Annotated in this window: 21 protein-coding genes; 4 read left to right on the forward strand and 17 right to left on the reverse strand. The window is 70.2% G+C overall.

All coding sequences use genetic code 11. From position 1 onward, the window contains the following. Positions 1-18 precede the first annotated feature (18 nt). The 3 genes from CSIV_RS07475 to CSIV_RS07485 form a co-directional block, all read right to left on the reverse strand. Positions 19-675 (reverse strand): hypothetical protein, encoded by a 657-nt coding sequence (locus CSIV_RS07475; RefSeq protein WP_175627579.1) that lies wholly within the window; start codon positions 673-675, stop codon positions 19-21. 46 nt (positions 676-721) lie between these two features. Continuing rightward, a complete protein-coding gene (locus CSIV_RS07480; RefSeq protein ID WP_077050790.1) occupies positions 722-1,231 on the reverse strand; it encodes an amino-acid N-acetyltransferase in 510 nt (169 codons plus the stop codon). Positions 1,232-1,293: 62 nt separating this feature from the next. Next, complete coding sequence (locus tag CSIV_RS07485) at positions 1,294-3,819, reverse strand: ATP-dependent Clp protease ATP-binding subunit (RefSeq protein WP_077050791.1); 2,526 nt, start codon at positions 3,817-3,819, stop codon at positions 1,294-1,296. A 192-nt stretch (positions 3,820-4,011) separates the two neighbouring features. Here CSIV_RS07485 and CSIV_RS07490 point away from each other — a divergent pair, with 192 nt between their 5' ends. The 3 genes from CSIV_RS07490 to CSIV_RS07500 are packed head-to-tail and all read left to right on the forward strand — an operon-like array spanning position 4,012 to position 5,473. After that, positions 4,012-4,638 carry a hypothetical protein gene (locus tag CSIV_RS07490; protein ID WP_077050792.1) on the forward strand — a complete coding sequence of 209 codons (627 nt, stop codon included), beginning with the start codon at positions 4,012-4,014 and terminating at the stop codon, positions 4,636-4,638. Then, the gene (locus tag CSIV_RS07495) at positions 4,638-5,243 is read left to right on the forward strand and encodes a hypothetical protein (protein ID WP_077050793.1); all 606 of its coding nucleotides are present in this window, start codon (positions 4,638-4,640) and stop codon (positions 5,241-5,243) included. Before CSIV_RS07490 ends, CSIV_RS07495 begins: the two co-directional genes overlap by 1 nt. Beyond that, positions 5,240-5,473, forward strand: a complete 234-nt coding sequence (locus tag CSIV_RS07500) for a helix-turn-helix domain-containing protein (protein WP_077050794.1) — start codon at positions 5,240-5,242, stop codon at positions 5,471-5,473. The genes CSIV_RS07495 and CSIV_RS07500 overlap by 4 nt, the downstream gene beginning before the upstream one ends. A gap of 1 nt (position 5,474) precedes the next feature. Here the strand turns inward: CSIV_RS07500 and CSIV_RS07505 are convergent, their stop codons facing one another. From CSIV_RS07505 to CSIV_RS07515, 3 genes are all read right to left on the reverse strand, one after another. Continuing rightward, the gene (locus CSIV_RS07505; RefSeq protein ID WP_077050795.1) at positions 5,475-6,188 is read right to left on the reverse strand and encodes a hypothetical protein; all 714 of its coding nucleotides are present in this window, start codon (positions 6,186-6,188) and stop codon (positions 5,475-5,477) included. 16 nt (positions 6,189-6,204) lie between these two features. Continuing rightward, positions 6,205-7,668: a cardiolipin synthase gene (gene cls, locus CSIV_RS07510; RefSeq protein WP_077051350.1), complete on the reverse strand. Its 1,464-nt coding sequence runs from the start codon at positions 7,666-7,668 to the stop codon at positions 6,205-6,207. A gap of 70 nt (positions 7,669-7,738) precedes the next feature. Continuing rightward, positions 7,739-7,924, reverse strand: coding sequence for a hypothetical protein (locus tag CSIV_RS07515; protein ID WP_077050796.1), 186 nt, complete (start codon positions 7,922-7,924; stop codon positions 7,739-7,741). A gap of 136 nt (positions 7,925-8,060) precedes the next feature. On the opposite strand from CSIV_RS07515, the gene CSIV_RS07520 reads away from it, so the two are divergent. Next, entirely contained in the window at positions 8,061-9,221 is a 1,161-nt protein-coding gene (locus CSIV_RS07520; protein WP_077050797.1) for a DUF4192 family protein, read from the forward strand. Here CSIV_RS07520 and lysS read toward each other — a convergent pair. The 11 genes from lysS to ftsH all read right to left on the reverse strand — a co-directional run bounded on the left by lysS (position 9,172) and on the right by ftsH (position 19,245). Beyond that, entirely contained in the window at positions 9,172-10,689 is a 1,518-nt protein-coding gene (gene lysS, locus CSIV_RS07525; protein ID WP_077050798.1) for a lysine--tRNA ligase, read from the reverse strand. The two genes, CSIV_RS07520 and lysS, sit on opposite strands and share 50 nt — an antisense overlap. Before the next feature lie 81 nt (positions 10,690-10,770). Then, entirely contained in the window at positions 10,771-11,625 is an 855-nt protein-coding gene (panC, locus tag CSIV_RS07530) for a pantoate--beta-alanine ligase (RefSeq protein WP_077050799.1), read from the reverse strand. Continuing rightward, positions 11,622-12,353, reverse strand: a complete 732-nt coding sequence (locus CSIV_RS07535; RefSeq protein WP_077051351.1) for a DUF2520 domain-containing protein — start codon at positions 12,351-12,353, stop codon at positions 11,622-11,624. Before CSIV_RS07535 ends, panC begins: the two co-directional genes overlap by 4 nt. Continuing rightward, the gene (locus tag CSIV_RS07540; protein WP_238592346.1) at positions 12,350-13,888 is read right to left on the reverse strand and encodes a PH domain-containing protein; all 1,539 of its coding nucleotides are present in this window, start codon (positions 13,886-13,888) and stop codon (positions 12,350-12,352) included. Before CSIV_RS07540 ends, CSIV_RS07535 begins: the two co-directional genes overlap by 4 nt. 41 nt (positions 13,889-13,929) lie before the next feature. Then, a complete protein-coding gene (locus CSIV_RS07545) occupies positions 13,930-14,529 on the reverse strand; it encodes a PH domain-containing protein (RefSeq protein ID WP_083735047.1) in 600 nt (199 codons plus the stop codon). Further along, the gene (locus tag CSIV_RS07550; RefSeq protein WP_077050800.1) at positions 14,471-14,968 is read right to left on the reverse strand and encodes a DUF3180 domain-containing protein; all 498 of its coding nucleotides are present in this window, start codon (positions 14,966-14,968) and stop codon (positions 14,471-14,473) included. The genes CSIV_RS07545 and CSIV_RS07550 overlap by 59 nt, the downstream gene beginning before the upstream one ends. Beyond that, positions 14,965-15,492, reverse strand: a complete 528-nt coding sequence (folK, locus tag CSIV_RS07555) for a 2-amino-4-hydroxy-6-hydroxymethyldihydropteridine diphosphokinase (RefSeq protein ID WP_077050801.1) — start codon at positions 15,490-15,492, stop codon at positions 14,965-14,967. The genes CSIV_RS07550 and folK overlap by 4 nt, the downstream gene beginning before the upstream one ends. After that, positions 15,489-15,857, reverse strand: a complete 369-nt coding sequence (gene folB, locus CSIV_RS07560) for a dihydroneopterin aldolase (RefSeq protein ID WP_077050802.1) — start codon at positions 15,855-15,857, stop codon at positions 15,489-15,491. The genes folK and folB overlap by 4 nt, the downstream gene beginning before the upstream one ends. Next, positions 15,857-16,648: a dihydropteroate synthase gene (gene folP, locus CSIV_RS07565; RefSeq protein WP_077050803.1), complete on the reverse strand. Its 792-nt coding sequence runs from the start codon at positions 16,646-16,648 to the stop codon at positions 15,857-15,859. The genes folB and folP overlap by 1 nt, the downstream gene beginning before the upstream one ends. Continuing rightward, positions 16,645-17,235 carry a GTP cyclohydrolase I gene (gene folE / locus CSIV_RS07570; RefSeq protein WP_077050804.1) on the reverse strand — a complete coding sequence of 197 codons (591 nt, stop codon included), beginning with the start codon at positions 17,233-17,235 and terminating at the stop codon, positions 16,645-16,647. The genes folP and folE overlap by 4 nt, the downstream gene beginning before the upstream one ends. Positions 17,236-17,241: 6 nt before the next feature. Next, positions 17,242-19,245 carry an ATP-dependent zinc metalloprotease FtsH gene (gene ftsH / locus CSIV_RS07575; protein ID WP_077050805.1) on the reverse strand — a complete coding sequence of 668 codons (2,004 nt, stop codon included), beginning with the start codon at positions 19,243-19,245 and terminating at the stop codon, positions 17,242-17,244. Between the last annotated feature and the right edge of the window lie 113 nt (positions 19,246-19,358).

Here is a 19,358-nt window from a genome sequence, read left to right on the forward strand (position 1 = left end):
CTCAGTGCCGGGGAGCCCTCACCGGAGGATGAACGACACCGTCCCGGTCGACGGGATGCCGCCGATCGACACGCTCAAGTGATACGTGGCGCCACCACCCGGGGCGAACGGGCGCTCGCCGCCGCACGACGACACGGACGAGCGGGTGCGATCCCAGGTCAGGGGCGCGGCGCTCGTGACCTCCTGGCCGGCGGCGAGGGTGACCTCCATGTCGCTCGGCTCGGACTGGCAGTCCGTCGAGCGCCACCAAACATCCGACCCGCTGGTGACCGTGAAGGACTGCGCGCTCGTGCCGACGTTCATCGTGCACGCGTTCGCCGAGGTGTTCGTGAGGCGGATCGACAGCTGCGGGTTCTCGCCCTGGCCGTACTCCCCCTTGTCGGTGAGCGCTTCGACGGTGATGTCCGCCGGGGTGCACTCGACCGGTCCGGCCGGCGCTGTGGGCGTCGGGGTGGGCGTCGGTGTCGGTGAGGCGACGACGGCGGGAGCGGACGCCGCGGGGGCCGTCGAGCTCGCCGCGGGCGCGGGGTCGGCGGTCGGGGCGGAGCGCCACGGGGGCGCCGCGACGAGCCACACGACGAGGCCGATCACGAGCAGCGCGAAGAGCGCGGCGGCGAGACGGCGACGACGGTAGACCGCCGGGGATTGCCGCCGCCTGCGGGGGGCATCGGTCATCGTTCCAGCGTAGGCCGCGAGGCTGAGCGCCCGCGCCATGCCGCGCTCACAGCTGCTTCAGCATCCGCGTGTTGCCGAGGGTGTTGGGCTTGACGTGCGCGAGGTCGAGGAACTCCGCGACGCCCTCGTCGGGGCTGCGGACCAGCTGCGAGTAGACGTCGGGATCGACGACCTGCTCACCGATGGGCGCGAAGCCGCGGCGCGTGAAGAAGTCGACCTCGAAGGTGAGGCAGAAGAGTCGCGAGACGCCGAGCTCGCGCGCGTTCTCCTCCAGCATCTCCACGATCGCCCGGCCCACCCCGTGGTGCAGCCAGTCGTCGTGGACGATGAGGGTGCGGATCTCGCCCAGGTCCTCCCACATGACGTGCAGCGCCCCGCACCCGATGACCTCGCCGTCGACCTCGGCGACGACGAACTGCTGCACCGAGCCGTACAGGACGACCAGGTCCTTGCCGAGGAGGATGCGCTTCTGCACGAACGGCTCGAGCAGTTCGTGGATGCGTCGCACGTCGCCGGTCGCGGCGGGGCGGACGACGAACGGCGCGGCGGAGGTCATCGTCCCAGGGTACGACGAGGGCCCGGATGCCATGGCATCCGGGCCCTGTTGTCGTGTGATGGTCAGCTGCCGGCGACGATGTCGGGCGTCGCGGAGATCTCTCCCGCGGTGCCGACGCCGATCGCCACCTTGTCGCCGCGCGGAGCGGTGTCGAAGGTGAACTGCCCGTTCTCGACGCCGACCTTGACGTGGTCGCCGGACTCGAGCTCGCCGTGCAGGATCTTCTCGCTCAGCCGGTCCTCGACCTCGCGCTGCATGGCGCGGCGGAGCGGTCGGGCACCGAGGGTCGGGTCGAAGCCGATCTCGATGAGCTTGTCCTTGGCGTCGTCCGACAGCTCGACCGTCATGTCGCGGTCCAGCAGACGATCGGCGAGACGCTTCACGAACAGGCCGACGATCTGGCGGAGCTCGTCCTTGTTCAGCTGCGGGAAGACGATGACGTCGTCGACGCGGTTGAGGAACTCGGGCTTGAAGTGGCGCTTGAGCTCTTCGTCGACCTTGCCCTTCATCCGCTCGTAGGACGTCTGCGCGCTGCCCTCGATCTGGAAGCCGACCGGACCACCGGCGATCGCCGACGAACCGAGGTTCGTCGTCATGATGATCACGGTGTTCTTGAAGTCGACGACGCGGCCCTGACCGTCGGTCAGACGACCCTCTTCGAGGATCTGCAGGAGCGAGTTGAAGATGTCGGGGTGGGCCTTCTCGATCTCGTCGAACAGCACGACCGAGAACGGCTTGCGGCGCACCTTCTCGGTGAGCTGGCCGCCCTCTTCGAAGCCGACGAATCCGGGAGGGGCACCGAACAGACGCGAGACCGTGTGCTTCTCACCGAACTCCGACATGTCGAGGGAGATCAGCGCGCCCTCGTCGTCGAAGAGGAACTCGGCGAGCGCCTTGGCCAGCTCGGTCTTTCCGACGCCCGTGGGGCCGGCGAAGATGAACGAGCCGCTGGGACGCTTCGGGTCCTTGAGGCCCGCGCGCTGACGACGGATCGTGCGCGACAGGGCCGCGATCGCCTCTTCCTGGCCGATGACCCGCTGGTGCAGGGCCTTCTCCATGAACATGAGGCGGCTGGACTCCTCCTCGGTGAGCTTGAACACCGGGATGCCGGTCGCCTGGGCGAGCACCTCGGCGATCAGGCCCTCGTCGACCACCGCGTGGGAGGCGACGTCGCCCGAGCGCCACTGCTTCTCGAGGCGCAGACGCTCGGCGAGGAGGGACTTCTCCTCGTCGCGGAGGGCGGCGGCCTTCTCGAAGTCCTGCTCCTCGGAGGCGAACTCCTTCTGCTCACGGACCTTGGCGATCTTCTCGTCGAACTCGCGCAGCTCCGGCGGCGACGACAGGATCGACAGGCGGAGGCGCGCGCCGGCCTCGTCGATCAGGTCGATCGCCTTGTCGGGCAGGAAGCGGTCGCTGATGTACCGGTCGGCGAGGTTCGCCGCGGCGACGATCGCGCCGTCGGTGATCTGCACCTTGTGGTGCGCCTCGTAGCGGTCGCGCAGCCCCTTCAGGATGTTGATCGCGTGGGGCAGGCTCGGCTCGGCGACCTGGATCGGCTGGAAGCGGCGCTCGAGCGCGGCATCCTTCTCGAAGTGCTTTCGGTACTCGTCGAGCGTGGTGGCACCGATGGTCTGGAGCTCGCCGCGGGCGAGGAGCGGCTTGAGGATGGATGCCGCGTCGATCGCGCCCTCGGCGGCACCGGCACCCACGAGGGTGTGGATCTCGTCGATGAAGACGATGATGTCGCCGCGCGTGCGGATCTCCTTCGTGACCTTCTTCAGACGCTCCTCGAAGTCACCGCGGTAGCGGGAACCGGCGATGAGCGAACCGAGGTCGAGCGAGTAGACCTGCTTGTCCTTGAGCGTCTCGGGGACATCGCCCTTGACGATGGCCTGCGCGAGACCCTCGACGACCGCCGTCTTTCCGACACCGGGCTCGCCGATGAGGACGGGGTTGTTCTTGGAGCGACGCGAGAGGATCTGCATGACCCGCTCGATCTCCTTCTCGCGCCCGATCACGGGGTCGAGCTTGTTGTCGCGCGCGGCCTGCGTAAGGTTGCGACCGAACTGGTCGAGCACTGCAGATCCGCCCTGGGCACCCTGCGAGGTCTGCTCGCCGGCGCCGGACGCGACGCCCGCGGGCTCCTTGCCCTGGTAACCCGAGAGCAGCTGGATGACCTGCTGGCGGACCTTGTTCAGGTCGGCGCCGAGCTTGACGAGCACCTGGGCGGCGACGCCCTCGCCCTCGCGGATGAGCCCGAGCAGGATGTGCTCGGTGCCGATGTAGTTGTGGCCGAGCTGCAGCGCTTCGCGCAGCGACAGCTCGAGCACCTTCTTCGCGCGCGGCGTGAAGGGGATGTGCCCGGTCGGCTGCTGCTGGCCCTGGCCGATGATGTCCTGCACCTGCTCGCGCACGGCGTCGAGCGAGATCCCGAGGGATTCGAGCGCCTTGGCGGCGACACCTTCTCCCTCGTGGATGAGGCCGAGGAGGATGTGCTCGGTCCCGATGTAGTTGTGGTTGAGCATCTTCGCCTCTTCTTGGGCGAGCACAACCACGCGACGGGCACGGTCGGTGAATCTCTCGAACATCTCTCAGTCCCTCCAGAAATGGGCTGACAGGCACGCCTCCGCGCGCCGTACATCGAGAGTAACCAGCGGCCGGATGCCAGAGCCCCGTGTTCGCCGTGGGCATAGCCGTCGCGCCATCGGGGTTGCGGAACACATCGACAGTCGATAACTTATCGACAACCGATAACAACGAATCTCGATAAGGAGTGAGCCATGGCATCCCCCCGTCCGACCTCGCGCATCCTCTCCCGCGGTGACACCGCGGGGTTCCTCTTCTTCGTCGTGCTCGGCGTGGGCCTCGCGGTGTGGGCCGTCGTGCACAGCGTGATGCGCATCGTCGAGGTCCTCCCGAACCGCGACGTGCGCGTGAACGCACCGTTCCTCGACACCGTCGCGCAGGCGCCGCTCGGCCCGAACGGCGAACCCGTACCGGTCGAGCTCGGCACCGGCGTCATCGTCGCCCCCGAGCTGCCGATCGCCTCCCTGTGGGCGCTCGTCCTCGCCGAGGTCCTCCTCGCCGCCGTCGTCGTGACCGTCGTCGTGCTCCTCCTCCTGCTCACCGCCGACATCCTGCGCGGCCGCATCTTCAGCCGACGCAACACGGCCCTCGTGTCGGTCGCGGGCACCGTGACCCTCGTCGGCCTCGCGGGCGTCCCGTTCTTCCAGAACATGGTGGCCAACGGCGCGCTGGCGCGGATGTCGGACTACACCTACGACCGCGGAGCCGTGCAGGTCATCGATCTGCCGACGCTCTTCGGAGCGGCCTTCGTCGCCGCCCTGGCCGGCACGGTGTTCACCGTCGGCGACCGCCTGCAGCGCGACACGGAAGGACTCGTGTGATGACCGATGCGACACCGGTCTCTCCCCGGATGGAGCGCGGCATCGTGCTGCTGTTCGTCGCGGCGGGTCTCGTGATGGGCTTCACCCTCGCCCTCCCCGGCGTTCGCGCGGCGATCGGCATCGCCACGGGTGCGGGCGGCTTCAGCCTCTTGACGGAGGCGCCCGTCGCGACGGACCCCGGCGCGCCGATCCTGTCGGCCCGGTACGAATCGGCGTGGGTGATCACCGACGCCCTGAGTTTCGGCGCGCGCACCCTTCTCGTGCTCGGTATCGCTGCAGGAGCGCTGACGACCCTCTTCACCATCGGAGCGCTGATGCTGTTCTTCCTGCTGCTGATGTGGCGGCGCCCGTTCCATCGTGCCCTGGTGGTCGCGACGCTCGTCGCGGGGGCCTCCCTGCTCATCGGCGGCGTCCTGTCTGCCGGTCTGACCGGTCTCGGTCGCATGATGGCCGCCTCCGAGTTGAACCCCTCGGCCGGGGACGTCTTCGTCGTCGGATCCGCCTTCGACCCTGCCTGGGCGCTGGTCGGTCTGGCCGTACTGGCCCTTTCCGTCGTGTTCTCCTACGGAACCCGCCTGCAGCGCGACACGGAAGGACTCGTGTGAGCCCCGCGATCGACGACGAAGGCCCCAGCGGCATCCACTGCCGACTCGACGAGCTGCTCGCCGAACGGGGCATGACGCTGACGCGGCTGAGCGAGCTGGTCGGGGTGAGCATCGTCAATCTCTCGGTGCTCAAGAACGACCGCGCTCGCGCGATCCGCTATTCGACGCTCGCCGCGATCTGCCGCGCCCTCGACTGCGAGGTCGGCGACCTGCTGGTGGTGCAGGGGTAGCTCAGCGGGTGCCGAGGACGGCGATCGGGCCCTCGGACGCGACGTTGCCGCCGGTCAACGTGAGCTCCACGGGTCCGTCGTCGACGATGCCCGTCAAGTCGGCCAGGCTCACGCGAGGCGCCATGTCGGCCGTGCAGACCTGATCGGCGGGCGGTTCCACGAACGTCACCGTCGCCCCCGCGCCGGCCGATGTCACCGCTTCGACCTGTGGCCGGCAGCCGGAACTCCCCCAGGTGAGGATCGCGACCTGTCCGTCTCCGACCCACCCGGCGCTGGGAAGGAACTCGTCGCCCGCGGCCGGTGCGTCGGCGAGGCCCGCGAGCGACGTGGAGCCCTCGACCGCACCGGTCACCACGACCTCGAGATCGCGGCTCGGGTCGACACCGGCGGGCAGGCCCACGTACGTCGCCCGCGGCGCCAGATCGCGCGTGCACGGCCCGTCCGACGGCTCGACGAGGTCGACGGTGAGCGTCGTTCCGGAGAGGACGGGCTCGGTCGCGACCGGAACGCACGAGGAGCTGCCGAGCGTCACGACCGCGATCCCGCGGCCCGCGTCGAGCCACCCCGCGCGGACCTCGGAGGGGGCGATGGATGCCGTGGCATCCGGGGTCGCCTCCGACGTCGGGGACGAGGCGGCGCCCGTCGCGCATCCGACCAGCGCGCCCATCGACAGGATGCCGACGCTCAGGAGTGCGACGAGGGAACGGCGGGTCATCTGTGCCTCCGGAAGGTCACTGCAGCGCCGAGGTGAGGCGCGCGAGGTTGTCGAGGATCGTCGAGCGGAGGGGCTGACGGCGCCACTCCTCGACCGTGAGTTCGCGGCTGAGCGTCCGGTACACGTCTTCGACGCGCCGCATGTCGCGGACGAACTCCTCGCCGCGCACGAGCATGGAGATCTCGAGGTTGAGACCGAACGAGCGCATGTCCATGTTGCTCGACCCGATCACGGCGACCTCGTCGTCGATCGTCAGGCTCTTGCTGTGCAGGATGAAGGGCTTGCGGTACATCCAGATCTTCACGCCGGCCGTCAGCAGTGCCTCGTAGTAGCTGCGCTGGGCGTGGTAGACCATCGCCTGATCGCCCTCTTCCGAGACGAACAGCTCCACGTGGACGCCGCGCTGGCAGGCCGTCGTGATCGCCAGCAGGAGCGCCTCGTCGGGCACGAAGTACGGGCTCACGATGATGATGCGCTCGCGGGCGGCGAAGAGCAGGCCGAGGAACAGCTTGAGGTTGTTCTGGAAGTCGAAGCCGGGGCCGGAGGGGACGATCTGGCAGTCGAGGTCGCCGGGGCCGGATTCGACGCTGAACAGGTCGATCTCGTCGGTCAACGTCTCGTCGGTCTCGCTGTACCAATCGCTGAGGAACACGGCGTTGATGCTCGCGACGACGGGGCCCTCGACCCGGACCATGAGGTCGACCCAGTGGAGCCCGCGGCGGATGTTCTTGCTCAGGTTGTACGTCGAGTCGGTCACGTTCTGCGAACCCATGAACGCCACGTCGCCGTCGATGACCAGGAGCTTCCGGTGGTTGCGCAGGTCGGGGCGCTGATACCGGCCCCGCAGCGGCTGGACGGGCAGCATCAGATGCCAGTGCGCGCCCATCTCGTCGAGCCGGCGAAGCGTCTGCCGGTAGTACGGCTTGCCCCTGTTCGCCCAGTGGTCGAGCAGGACGCGCACGACCACGCCCCGTGCGGCGACCTCTTCGAGGGCGCGGAAGAAGTTGTCGGTCGCGGCGTCGGCCTGGAGGATGTAGAACTCGACGTGCACGTACCGATCGGCCCGGCGGATGGCATCCGCCATCGTGTCCAGGCTCTCCTGGTAGTCGGCGATGAGGGTCGCGCCGTTGTCACCCGCGATGGGCATGGCGCCGAGGTTGCGGTTCAGCCGGACGAGCGCACGGAACCAGTCGGGCGCGTTCGGTCGCAGCGTGCCGAACTCGAGGGATTCGCTCGTGTCGTGGATGTACCGGTTGATGTCGGCCTGCTTGCGGCGGCGCGTGCGCGGCAGCCGCGGATTCCCGATCAGGAGGAACAGGACCACGCCGACGAAGGGGATGAAGTAGATCGCCAGCAGCCACGCCATGGCCGCGGTCGGGCGACGGTTGCGCGGCACGATGATGACCGCGGCGATGCGCACGACCAGATCGATCACGAACAGCGCGATGACGAGCCAGCTCGCCTCGAACGTGGTGTCGATCACGGGACCTCCTGGGCGGGATGTCCCCCCAGCGTAGTGATCGGCCCCGACACGCGGGGGATCCGGGCGATCAGCGGGTCGTGCCGTCGGAGGCGGGGAGACCGCGCTTGGCGCGCTCCTGCGCCTCGATGCGCGCGTACGCCTTGCGCTCGGTGCGATCCATCCGGATCACGCCGCGCAGGATGAAGAAGAAGCTCACCGACACGGCGAGCGTCGGCAGGAGTGGCCACAGCACAGCGGCCCAGATGTCATCCACGGTTCCAGGATACGGGCACCGCCTGAGTGTCGGGAGGGAACGCACCCCTCCTCCCCACCGTACGGATCCGCCCCGCTCTCCCCCGATCGCGCGTCCCCGGCCCCGCGAGCATGCGCCGCCCGGGCACTCTCGGGACATGTCACAGATCGTCCGCGCCGGCGCTCCCGCCGAGTTCCTCTCCCTCGTCCCCCATCTGCTGGGATGCACGCCCCGCTCCAGCCTCGCCGTCGTCACGTTTGCGGCGGGCCGCTCACTCGGCGCACTCCGGATCGACCTGCCCGCCCCGGGCACCGTCGCGGACGTCGAGAGCGTCGCCTCGACCGTGATCGGCATGGCCTGCAAGGTCTCGCGGACGGATGCCGTCGCGCTGGTCGTGTACACCGATCTCGCACTCCGGGATGCCGGGGAGCTCCCCCATCGCGCCCTCGTCGACGCCGTCCTGGCCCGCGCCGACATCTGCGGCCTCCGCGTGATCGATGCGTTCGCCGTCGGCCCCGACGGATGGAACGGCTATCTGAGCGGAGGGGAGGGTGAGCCGCGGCCGCTCGCGGAGATCGCGCCCGACCCCGATCTCGTGCCGACGCCGGAGGTCGACGGCGACCAGTTCGCCGCAGCGACCCTCCCCGCGATCACCGCCGCCGAACGCGCGGCGGTGCACCGGCTTCTGGACGACGCCGAGCAGCTGGTCGCCCGCTCGCGCGAGGCCAAGCGCCTCCCGGCCCGGCGGCGCGCCGCCGCCACGCTCCTCCTCGACGACATCGCCGACCCGCCGGCGGTGTTCGAGGCGTTCGTCTCCCCCGACGACGATCCGGATCATCGCGCGGTCGCGGCCGTCTCGTTCGGCTTGCAACGGCCGCTCCTGCGCGACGTCGCCCTGATGCAGTGGCTCAGCGACCTCGCCACCGGCGATGCGACCTACGGGGCGCAGACCGCCTACGCGGCGGGGCAGCCGTTCCCGGCGGACCTCGCCCGGCCGATGTGGGGAGAGGGCGCCCACCCCGACCCTCCGCGGCTGCTGCGGGCGCTCGACCGGTGCCGGTACGCGGCCGCCGCGACACCGCGCGCGCGACGCGCCGGCCCTCTCGCCGCGTGCGCGTGGCTCGCGTGGGCGACGGGCAGGTCGACGCACGCCGCCGCCTACGCCGCCGACGCGCTCGAGATCGACCCCGACCACGGACTCGCCGACATCGTGCGGATCATGTGCGCTCAGGGACGACTGCCGGAGTGGGTCTTCGAGCGCGAGCCGGTCACTTCACCAGCGGGAACAGGATCGTCTCGCGGATTCCGAGACCGGTGATGGCCATGAGCAGTCGATCGATACCCATCCCCATGCCGCCGGTGGGGGGCATGCCGTGCTCGAGCGCACGGAGGAACTCTTCATCGATGGGCATCGCCTCGTCGTCGCCCCGCGCGGCGAGCTTGGCCTGCTCGGTGAAGCGTTCGCGCTGGATGACGGGGTCGACCAGCTCGGAGTACCCGGTCGCCAGCTCGAAGCCGCGCACGTACAGGTCCCACTTCTCCACGACGCCGGCGATGGAACGGTGTTCGCGCACCAGCGGGCTGGTGTCGAGGGGGAAATCCATGACGAACGTCGGCCGCGTGAGTCCGCCCTTGACGAAGTGCTCCCACAGCTCCTCGACCCACTTGCCGTGCGTCTCGTGAGCCGGCGCCTCGACACCGGCTTCGGCGCCGAAGGCCCGCAGATCCTCCAGCGTGGTCTCGGGCGTGATGGTCCGGCCGGCGGCTTCGGACAGCGAGTCGTACATCGAGATGCGATCCCACTCGCCCCCGAGGTCGTACTCGGTCCCGTCCGCCCAGGTCACCGTCGTCGAACCGGCCACCGCGATGGCCGCGTCCTGGATCAGCGTCTGCGTCAGATCCGCGATGCCGTTGTAATCGGTGTAGGCCTGGTACGCCTCGAGCATCGCGAACTCGGGGCTGTGCGTGGAGTCGGCACCCTCGTTGCGGAAATTGCGATTGATCTCGAACACCCGGTCGATACCGCCCACGACCGCGCGCTTGAGGAACAACTCGGGCGCGATGCGCAGGTACAGGTCGGCGTCGAACGCGTTCGAGTGCGTGATGAACGGGCGAGCACTGGCACCGCCGTGCTGCACCTGCAGCATGGGCGTCTCGACCTCGACGAACGCCCGGTCGGCGAAGGTGCGTCGCAGGCTGGCGTTGACCTTGGCGCGCGCGAGCACGGTCTCGCGGGCACGATCGCGCACGATGAGATCGAGGAACCGACTGCGGACCCGGCTCTCCTCGTTCAACTCGGAGTACATGTTGGGCAGGGGCAGGACGGCCTTGGCGGCGATGGCCCACTCCGACACCATGATCGACAGCTCGCCGCGGCGACTGGAGATCACCTCTCCCGAGACGAAGACGTGGTCGCCGAGGTCGACGAGTTCCTTCCACGCCTGCAGCGACTCGTCACCCACGTTCGCGAGCGACACCATCGCCTGGATCCGGCTGCCGTCGCCGGACTGCAGCGACGCGAAGCACAGCTTCCCGGTGTTGCGGCTGAAGACGACTCGCCCCGCGACGCCCGCGGTCACGCCGGTCTCGGCGCCCGCCTCGAGGTCGGCGTAGCGTTCGCGGAGCGACGGGATCGTGTCCGTCACCGGGACGACGACGGGGTACGGGCCCCCGGCGGCATCCGACCGCTCCTCGAGCAGGCGTTCCCGCTTGGCGAGGCGGACCGCCTTCTGCTCGAAGACGTCGTCTTCGGTCGGTTCGGCGTCGTTCGCGGGCGCGTCGGTCATCGTGAAGGCTCCTCGGGGTCGCATCGAGTTTATCCGCGAGGCGCGGGACGTTTCCCCGCGCGGTGCGGCCCGCGAGGAGCGTCAGCGCAGCGAGATCTCCGCGTTGTCGATGAACCGGTGCCCGCCCACGGTCGCGGCGATGAGCGCGATCGCGCGCCCGCGGTGGCCGTCGTCCACGGGCAGGAACGTCTCGGGGTCGACGACCGACAGGTACTCCAGGTGGATCCGCGCCTCGCCCATGAGCGAGGACTGCGCCGCCGCGATGCAGGAATCCACACCCAGATCGGCGTTGGATGCCGCCGCTTCCAGGGCCACGGGGAGCTTGGCGGCGGCTCGGCGATCGGCCTCGTCCAACAGACCCACGCGGCTCGAGACGGGCAGGCCGTCCTCGGCGCGCACGGTCGGGACGAGGATCGTGTCGATGCCGAAGTCGAGGTCGCGGATCATGCGGCGCACGAGGAAGGCCCGCTGCAGATCCCGCTCTCCGTACACGGCGACGTCGGGCCGGATGAGGTGGAACAGCTTCGCCTCGACCGTGAGGACGCCGTCGAAGTAGAACGGGCGGACTCGCCCCTCGTATCGGAGCCCCAGGTCGCCCGCCGACACCCGCGTGGTCGCCGTTCCGGCGGGCAGGAATTCCGCGGCGGTCGGCGCGAAGACCAGATCGATGCCGAGGTCGTCGAGAAGATCGGCGTCGGCGTCCGGCGTGCGCGGATAGGCCGCGGTCTCCTCGGCCGTGCGGAAACGCAGCGGATTGACGAAGGTCGACACGACGACGACGTCCGCGCGCTCGCGCGCCGCGCGGATGAGGTCGACATGGCCGTCGTGCAGGGCCCCGAGCGTCGAGACGAGCGCGACGCGGGCCGCACCGCCCGGGCGGTCTGCGCTTCTGGCCTCGGCCAGTCGGGTGCGCAGATCCTCGATGGTGCGGATCATCCGTCGATCGTAGCGTCCGGCGGCGCACCGTCCGCACCGACCGGCCCCGCGCCTTCGGCGAGCGCCTGGTCCACGCTCGACCGCACGAGTGCCGACAGGTACGCCCCCGCATTCTCCACACCCACCCCGGTGAGCAGCGCCGCGGACTGGCGGATGATCGAGCGCGAGAACTGCGTCGCCGTGGCCACCGCCTCGGCGTACGCGACGCGGTCCGCCTCGGCGACGACCACCGGCTCGCACCCCAGCTCGACGGCGAGCGCCTGGGCGATCGGCAGTACCGGCCCCGGTGCGGTCACGGCGGCGTACGCCTGCGCGAGCTGGCGCAGATCGATCGACGACGCGCCCGTGAACACGATCGCCGGATGGATGGCGAGCGGGATCGCGCCGCGTTGCAGCGCCGGCGCGAGAACCTCGACGCCGTATCCGGGGTCGGTGTGCATCACGAGCTGCCCGGGCTGCCACGCGCCCAGATCGGCGAGCCCGGCGACGAGGCCGGGAAGTTGATCGTGCGGGACAGCGACGACCACGAGTTCGCTCCGACGGACGACCTCCTCGGGTGGCAGCACCGGCACACCCGGCAGGATCGCCTCGACGCGGTCGTCGTCGGATCCCGACGTGATCCCGGTCAGCGCATGACCCGCTCCCGCCAGCGCCGCCCCGATCACCGGACCCACGCGACCCGCGCCGATGATGCCGACGCCGAGCCGACCGTCACGCCCCCCGCTCATCCGGCCCACCGGTGGCTGCGGTCGCCGGCCGAGGCGGCGACGGTCGCACGGGCCGTCTCGTCGAACAGGGTCAGCGCGGCGTCACGGTCGAGGGCTCCGACCGAGGTCCGCACCGTCCCCGCGATCACGTGCGCCGCCAGGGTGGCGGTATGCGTGGCGCGCGCCAGAGGGCCCTGATGCAGGCCGATCGACTGCAGCCTTGCCAAGGGCACGATCGCGAGCGTGCGGCGCAACCATCCGCGACGGAGGAACAGCGCGTCCTCCGTCACCACCGCACCGTTGCGTCGCCACGAAAGGGGTCGGAGCAGCCGCACGCGCCGCGGGGTGACGACGTACGGGTCATCGTCCACCGGGCCGAGGATGCCGTCACGGAACACGAAGCTCCACTCCTCCGACGGCAGCGCCGGAGCGAGGATGTGCAGAACCCGCTCGATGTCGTCGCGTGTGCCGATGGGGAGCACCGCCGCGAAGGGGTCGGTGGTCGAGTCGGTCGAGCCCCGGCCGGTGAGCCGATTGACCGAGATGCTCCACCACCCGAACGGGCGCCACAGCAGCGGCTGATGCACCTCGATCGCGTGCACGCGGCCCGGCGGGACCACCTCGCTGATCGTCGTGAACAGCCCGAACGTCAGCCGCACGCCGTCGGAGGTCGGAGCGATCGAATAGCGCAGACCCCGGGCGATCGAGCGCACGTAGTACGCCCCGAACGCGAGGAACGCCGGGACGATCGTGAACAGGAGCCACAGTGTCGAGAGCGAGGCCGCGACGATGATCGCGACGATCAGTGCCACCAGCATGAGCGTCGACCCGCTCAGCACGCGCGAGGCGACGAGTCGTCCGAACGGGATCCGCACGATGCTCTCGGGCTCGGCATCCGAGAAGTCCTCGCCGTCGACGATGCCCTGGATGCCGGCCGCCACCGCATCGGCGGCCTGCTGGACCGCCGAACCCGCCGGCGCAGCCGCGACTCCGCGCTCCGAGAGGCGCCGGCCCGAGGCCAGGCGAAGAATGTCGCCGCGGACCGTCTCGGCGGCCTTCGCGGACAGGTACTCCAGCTTGACGTTGGAGTCGAGCCCGGCACCGACCACCTCGAGCTTCGCCAACCCCAGGAGGCGCGCCACCATCGGACGCGTGAGGTTGACGCCCTGCACCCGATCGAGCGGGGCACGGCGGTGGGTGCGGAAGAGGACGCCGGAACGCACCTCGACGTCGTCGTCGCTGATGCGGAAGGTGTGGAACCGCCAGGACAGGCGGAAGATCACGAGCAGCACGATGAGGACCGCGAGGGCACCGCCGCCGGCGATGAGGATGAGGTTGTTCGCGAGGATGAAGTCGACCGGGTCGGGCGGGAGGACTCCCGGCGGCAGATCCGTGACGGCCGGGAGGAACAGCTCGAACAGCCGCTCGCGCAGGTTCGCGACGATGACGCCGATGATCACGAGGAGGAACAGCCCGCCCCGCAGCAGAGGTGTCAGCGGGTGGAGGCGCTGCCACTCGCCGTCGCTCAGCGGCGATCGGACGAGTGCACGTGCCACCGGGGAATCGGGACCCCGGCGGTCGGCATCGTGCGGGTCGGTCACAGCCCGGTCCGGCGGGTCTCGGCGACGTCGATGAGGGTGTCGCGCAGCTGTTCGGCCGCCCCCTGCGTCAGGCCCGGGATCGTGACCCCCGACGACGCGGCCGCCGTGACGAGCTTGAGCTGCGCGATGCCGAAGCCGCGGTCGAGGGGACCATGGGTGATGTCGACGAGCTGCATGCGGCCGTAGGGAACGGCGACGACGCGCTGCCACAGGATGCCGCGGCGGAAGACCAGATCGTCGCGTCGCAGCTGATAGCCGAAGGACCGCGCCTGGCGGGGCGTGATGATCATGCCGATCGCCGTGACGAGGAGCACGACACCGGCCGGGATCCACGGCCACATGAATCCGGAGACGGCCTGCGCCACGATCGCGGCGACGAGCACCAGGACGAAGACCGCACCCTGCGAGATCAGCTGCACCCGCACGTACGCGCGAGCGAGCTGGTGCCACGTGCCATCGCCGAGCGGCAGACGGCCGGCGCCCCGCGGCTCGAGAATTCGGTCGTACGTGGCCTCGTCCAGGACGGGAGCCGACGACTCAGCGAACGGAGGGTCCGGCGTCGGGGTGCGCTCCGGAAGATCCGGGGTGTTCGTCATCGTCGTCCTTCCGGATGGTGCACAGCTGTTCGGCCACGAGGCCCGCGGCGACGAGGACGGCACCGCACACGGCCGTCGCGATCACCGATCCCAACGAGCCTAGCGACGGAGTGAACGGCCGCGTGAAGACGAACGCCAGGAGCCCGAGAGCGAAACCCGTCGCCGCCGCCCCCACGAGCGAGGACGCCTTGGCCAGCATCGCGACCCGCAGCGCGCGGAACGGGTCGATGCGCCGATCGGTCCGTCCGCGGGAGGCGCGGAAGATCGGCACCGCCACCGCCACCACGATCGCGCCCAGGAGCACGAGAATCGTCGGCAGGCTCGCCGCCGGGACGAAGGTCGGACGTCCGGCCGCCGTCAGCGCCGCGTCGACGAGGAACCCGACGACCAGCCCCGCGAGGGCTGCCACGATGAGGATCGTCGCCCCGGTGCGCTTCACGATGCCCCCTCGCGCAGGGCGGCGAGCAGCGCGTCGACGCGACCGCGGCCGGCGATCTCGGCATCCGGGTCGACGTCGTGCCAGGGAGCGAGCACGAACTCGCGCTCGTGCGCACGCGGGTGCGGGACCGTCAGGTGGGGCTCGTCGATGCGGGCGTCGCCGTAGGCGATGAGATCGAGGTCGAGGGTTCGGTCGCCCCACTTCTCGCGACGCACGCGCCCGTGGTCCGCCTCGATGCGGTGCAGCTCGCGCAGCAGCGTCGCCGGCGCCAGCCGCGTCTGCAGCAGCGCGACGGCGTTCAGATAGCGCGGCGCGTCGGCGTCCTCTCCGGTGAGGGTCACGGCGACGGTCTCGATGGGCGCCGACACCCGGACGTCGGTCGTCAGAGGCAGGAGGCGCAGCTCGTCGACGGCTGCTGCGAGAGTCTCGGCGCGGGCACCGAGGTTTGCGCCGAGGGCGACGACGGCGGCGACCGGTTCGTCGGAGGGCGGGTCGCCGATGCCGTGGGCGAGACGGACGCTCACGCGCGTCCCCTCCGGATCGTCACCGAGACGTCCGCGAACGGCACGGTGATCGGGGCCTGGGGTTTGTGCACGGTCACGGTCACCAGCATGATGCGCTCGTCGGCGAGGACGTCGTCGGCGATGCGCTGCGCGAGCGTCTCCAGCAGGTCGACGGCGTCGCCCTCGACGTGGGCCACGATGCGTTCGGCCAGTTCCCCGTAGTGCACCGTATCCACGACATCGTCCGACTCGGCCGCCGGTCGCAGCGAGAGCTGCAGCACCACGTCGACGACGAACTCCTGCCCCTCCCGCTTCTCATCGGCGTAGACGCCGTGGAAGCCGAAGGCGCGCACCCCCGTCAGCGTGATCTCGTCGGCGAAGTCCATCAGGCCTCCCAGGCGCGGGCGACGGCGAGGGCGTCGCGAGTGGTCGGGACGTCGTGCACGCGCACGGCCCACGCGCCCGCGCGGTCCGCGAGAGCACTGGTGACGGCCGTGGCGAGGTCGCGGCGGACCAGATCGGCGTCGGCGCCGATCGTCTCGGCGAGGAACCGCTTCCGGCTCGTGCCGACGAGCACGCGGCATCCGAGCCCCGCCACCCGCGGGAGCGCGCGCAGCACCTGCCAGTTCTGGTCGCCGCGCTTGCCGAACCCGATGCCCGGGTCGACGACGACACGGGAACGCGGGATGCCGGCGGCCTCGGCCGCGTCGACCCGCTCGTGGAGTTCCGCGAGCACCTCGGCCACCACGTCGCCGTACTCGGCGCGCGCGTACATCTCGGCCGACGGACCCCGCCAGTGTCCGAGCGCGACGTCGGCGGCCGATTCGGCGACGGCGGCGAGCATCTCCGGGTCGGCCAGCCCGCCCGACACGTCGTTGACCAGTCGCGCTCCCAGGGCGACGGCCGCGCGCGCGGTCGTCGCGTTCATCGTGTCGACGCTCACGTACAGACCCGCGGATGCCAGCGCCTCGACGACGGGAAGCACCCGCTGCTGCTCGATCCGGGGCGCGACCCGCTCGGCTCCGGGGCGCGTCGACTCGCCGCCGACGTCGAGGAGGTCTGCGCCCTGCGCGTGGAGCGCACGGGCGTGCGCGATCGCGACGTCGGGATCGAGGAACCGGCCGCCGTCGCTGAACGAGTCGGGGGTCACGTTGACGATCCCCATGACGAGCGTCATCCGCGACCTCGACCGATCAGCGCGATCAGCTCCGCGCGGGCGACGGGGTCGGAGTACACCCCGCGCGCGGCGATCGTGACGGTCGACGCGTCGGGCTGGCGTCCCCCGCGCATCGTGACGCATTCGTGCGTGGCATCCAGCACGACCAGCACGCCACGGGCGTCGAGCGACCCCGCGATCGTATCGGCCACCTGCTCGCCGAGGCGCTCCTGCACCTGCGGTCGCGCGGCCAGGACGTCGATGACACGGGGCAGAGCACCGAGCCCGACGACCTCCTCGCCGGGGAGGTACGCGACGTGCGCGTGACCCCGGAACGGGAGCAGATGATGCTCGCACATCGAGCGGAACGCGATGTCGCGCAGCATCACCGCCCCCGAGGGCAGGGTGTCGGGCGCCGGCCCGCGGGTCACCGAGATGGTGTGCTGCAGCGGAGCACCGGCATCCTCGCCCACTCCCCCGAAGAACTCGCTCCACGAGTCGGCGACGCGGGCCGGGGTCTGCCGGAGACCCGGGCGATCGGGATCCTCACCGATCGCTTCGAGCAGCTCGCGTACGAGCGCGGACACGCGCTCCCGGTCGACGGCCACGGCGCCTTAGGCGGTGGCCGGACGCGTCTGTCCGCTCGGCCGGCGCTGCGGCTGGGTCGCGGTCTGCGCGTCGGCCTCGGTGGACGCCGCGACCCCGGCGGGGGCCGAGCGACGCGGGACCTCGACGGGCGGCAGGCTCGACACCGGACGGTCGCCCGACGAGAGCCACTGCGGGCGCGGGGGCAGACGCTTGACGTCCTTGAAGATCTCGGCGAGCTCCAGGTGGTCGAGCGTCTCCTTCTCGAGCAGCGCGAGCGCGAGGCGGTCGAGCACCTCGCGGTTGTCGTTGATCACCTGGTAGGCCTCGTTGTGGGCCTGCTCGATGAGCCCGCGCACCTGCGCGTCGACGCGCTCGGCGATGCGCTCCGAGAAGTCGCGGCCGTGACCCATGTCGCGGCCCATGAACACCTCACCGGACGAGGAACCCAGCTTGACCGGACCGACCTCGTTCGTCATGCCGTACTCGGTGACCATCTTGCGGGCGATGCTCGTCGCCTTCTCGATGTCGTTCGAGGCACCCGTGGTGGGGTCGTGGAACACGATCTCCTCCGCCACACGGCCGCCCATCGCGTAGGTCAGCTGGTCCTGCAGCTCGTTGCGGGTGACGGAGTACTTGTCATCCAGCGGCAGGACCATCGTGTAGCCGAGCGCCTTGCCGCGCGGGAGGATCGTGACCTTGGTGACGGGGTCGGTGTGGTTCATCGCCGCTGCCGCGAGCGCGTGTCCGCCCTCGTGGTACGCCGTGATGAGCTTCTCCTTGTCCTTCATCACGCGCGTGCGCCGCTGCGGACCCGCGATGACGCGGTCGATCGCCTCGTCGAGGGCACGGTTGTCGATGAGCTGGGCGTTCGAGCGCGCGGTCAGCAGGGCGGCCTCGTTGAGCACGTTCGCGAGATCGGCGCCGGTGAAGCCGGGCGTCTTGCGTGCGACGACCTCGAGGTCGACGGAGTCCGACAGCGGCTTGCCGCGACCGTGCACCTCGAGGATGCGCTGGCGGCCCTTGAGGTCGGGGGCGTCGACGCCGATCTGGCGGTCGAACCGGCCCGGGCGCAGCAGTGCGGGGTCGAGGATGTCGGGGCGGTTGGTGGCCGCGATCACGATCACGTTGACCTTGGGGTCGAAGCCGTCCATCTCGACGAGCATCTGGTTCAGGGTCTGCTCGCGCTCGTCGTGCCCGCCGCCCATTCCGGCGCCGCGGTGGCGACCGACGGCGTCGATCTCGTCGATGAAGATGATCGAGGGCGAGTTCTCCTTCGCCTGGTTGAACAGGTCGCGGACGCGGCTCGCACCGACGCCGACGAACATCTCGACGAAGTCCGAACCCGAGATCGAGTAGAACGGCACGCCCGCCTCCCCGGCGACCGCGCGGGCGAGCAGCGTCTTACCGGTTCCGGGAGGGCCGTACAGCAGCACGCCCTTGGGGATGCGCGCACCGACCTCCTCGAACTTCTTCGGGTCCTTCAGGAAGTCCTTGATCTCCTCGAGCTCCTCGATGGCTTCGTCGGAGCCGGCGACGTCCTGGAACGTCACGGTCGGGGTCTCCTTCGTCACGAGCTTCGCCCGCGACTTGCCGAACTGCATCACCTTGCTGCCGCCGCCCTGCGCGCTGGAGAGCAGCCACCAGAACAGCAGACCGAGCAGCACGAGCGGCAGCATCAGGGAGATGAATCCGTCGAGGAATCCCGGACGCGGAACGACGTCGTTGAACCCGTCCTTCGGGGCGGCCGCGTCGATGGCCGTGGCCACCTCGGACGCGCGCGCACCGCCGTAGTAGAACTGCACGGAGTCGGCGCCCTCGAAGGGCTGGGACAGCTTCAGATCGACGCGCTGATCGGTGTCATTGGTCGTCGCCGAGGTGACCGTGGTCCCCTTGAGCAGCTCCAGACCCTCCTGGGTGGAGATCTGCTTGGCTCCGCTGAGGTTCGAGATCAGCGAGAAACCGATGACCAGAAGCAGACCGACCAGCAGAACGTAGATGATCGGATTGCGCGTGATCTTCTTGAAATCCATGGTGGGCGAGCCCAGCCCTTTCGTGATCCGCTTCGGAAAAAGCGGTGGGATCAGGGTAACGCCCGCCGGCTATGCCGGGACTGTGCGTTCGTCGTGGGCGTACCCCGGGCGAC

Source organism: Microbacterium sp. CSI-V (assembly GCF_001984105.1).
Lineage (GTDB): Bacteria > Actinomycetota > Actinomycetes > Actinomycetales > Microbacteriaceae > Microbacterium.

Coding starts and splice junctions, on each gene's coding strand:
- CSIV_RS07475 (WP_175627579.1), bottom strand. CDS start 675: ATGACCGATGCCCCCCGCAGGCGGCGGCAATCCCCGGCGGTCTACCGT.
- CSIV_RS07480 (WP_077050790.1), bottom strand. CDS start 1,231: ATGACCTCCGCCGCGCCGTTCGTCGTCCGCCCCGCCGCGACCGGCGAC.
- CSIV_RS07485 (WP_077050791.1), bottom strand. CDS start 3,819: ATGTTCGAGAGATTCACCGACCGTGCCCGTCGCGTGGTTGTGCTCGCC.
- CSIV_RS07490 (WP_077050792.1), top strand. CDS start 4,012: ATGGCATCCCCCCGTCCGACCTCGCGCATCCTCTCCCGCGGTGACACC.
- CSIV_RS07495 (WP_077050793.1), top strand. CDS start 4,638: ATGACCGATGCGACACCGGTCTCTCCCCGGATGGAGCGCGGCATCGTG.
- CSIV_RS07505 (WP_077050795.1), bottom strand. CDS start 6,188: ATGACCCGCCGTTCCCTCGTCGCACTCCTGAGCGTCGGCATCCTGTCG.
- CSIV_RS07520 (WP_077050797.1), top strand. CDS start 8,061: ATGTCACAGATCGTCCGCGCCGGCGCTCCCGCCGAGTTCCTCTCCCTC.
- lysS (WP_077050798.1), bottom strand. CDS start 10,689: ATGACCGACGCGCCCGCGAACGACGCCGAACCGACCGAAGACGACGTC.
- panC (WP_077050799.1), bottom strand. CDS start 11,625: ATGATCCGCACCATCGAGGATCTGCGCACCCGACTGGCCGAGGCCAGA.
- CSIV_RS07535 (WP_077051351.1), bottom strand. CDS start 12,353: ATGAGCGGGGGGCGTGACGGTCGGCTCGGCGTCGGCATCATCGGCGCG.
- CSIV_RS07545 (WP_083735047.1), bottom strand. CDS start 14,529: ATGACGAACACCCCGGATCTTCCGGAGCGCACCCCGACGCCGGACCCT.
- folB (WP_077050802.1), bottom strand. CDS start 15,857: ATGGACTTCGCCGACGAGATCACGCTGACGGGGGTGCGCGCCTTCGGC.
- folP (WP_077050803.1), bottom strand. CDS start 16,648: ATGACGCTCGTCATGGGGATCGTCAACGTGACCCCCGACTCGTTCAGC.
- ftsH (WP_077050805.1), bottom strand. CDS start 19,245: ATGGATTTCAAGAAGATCACGCGCAATCCGATCATCTACGTTCTGCTG.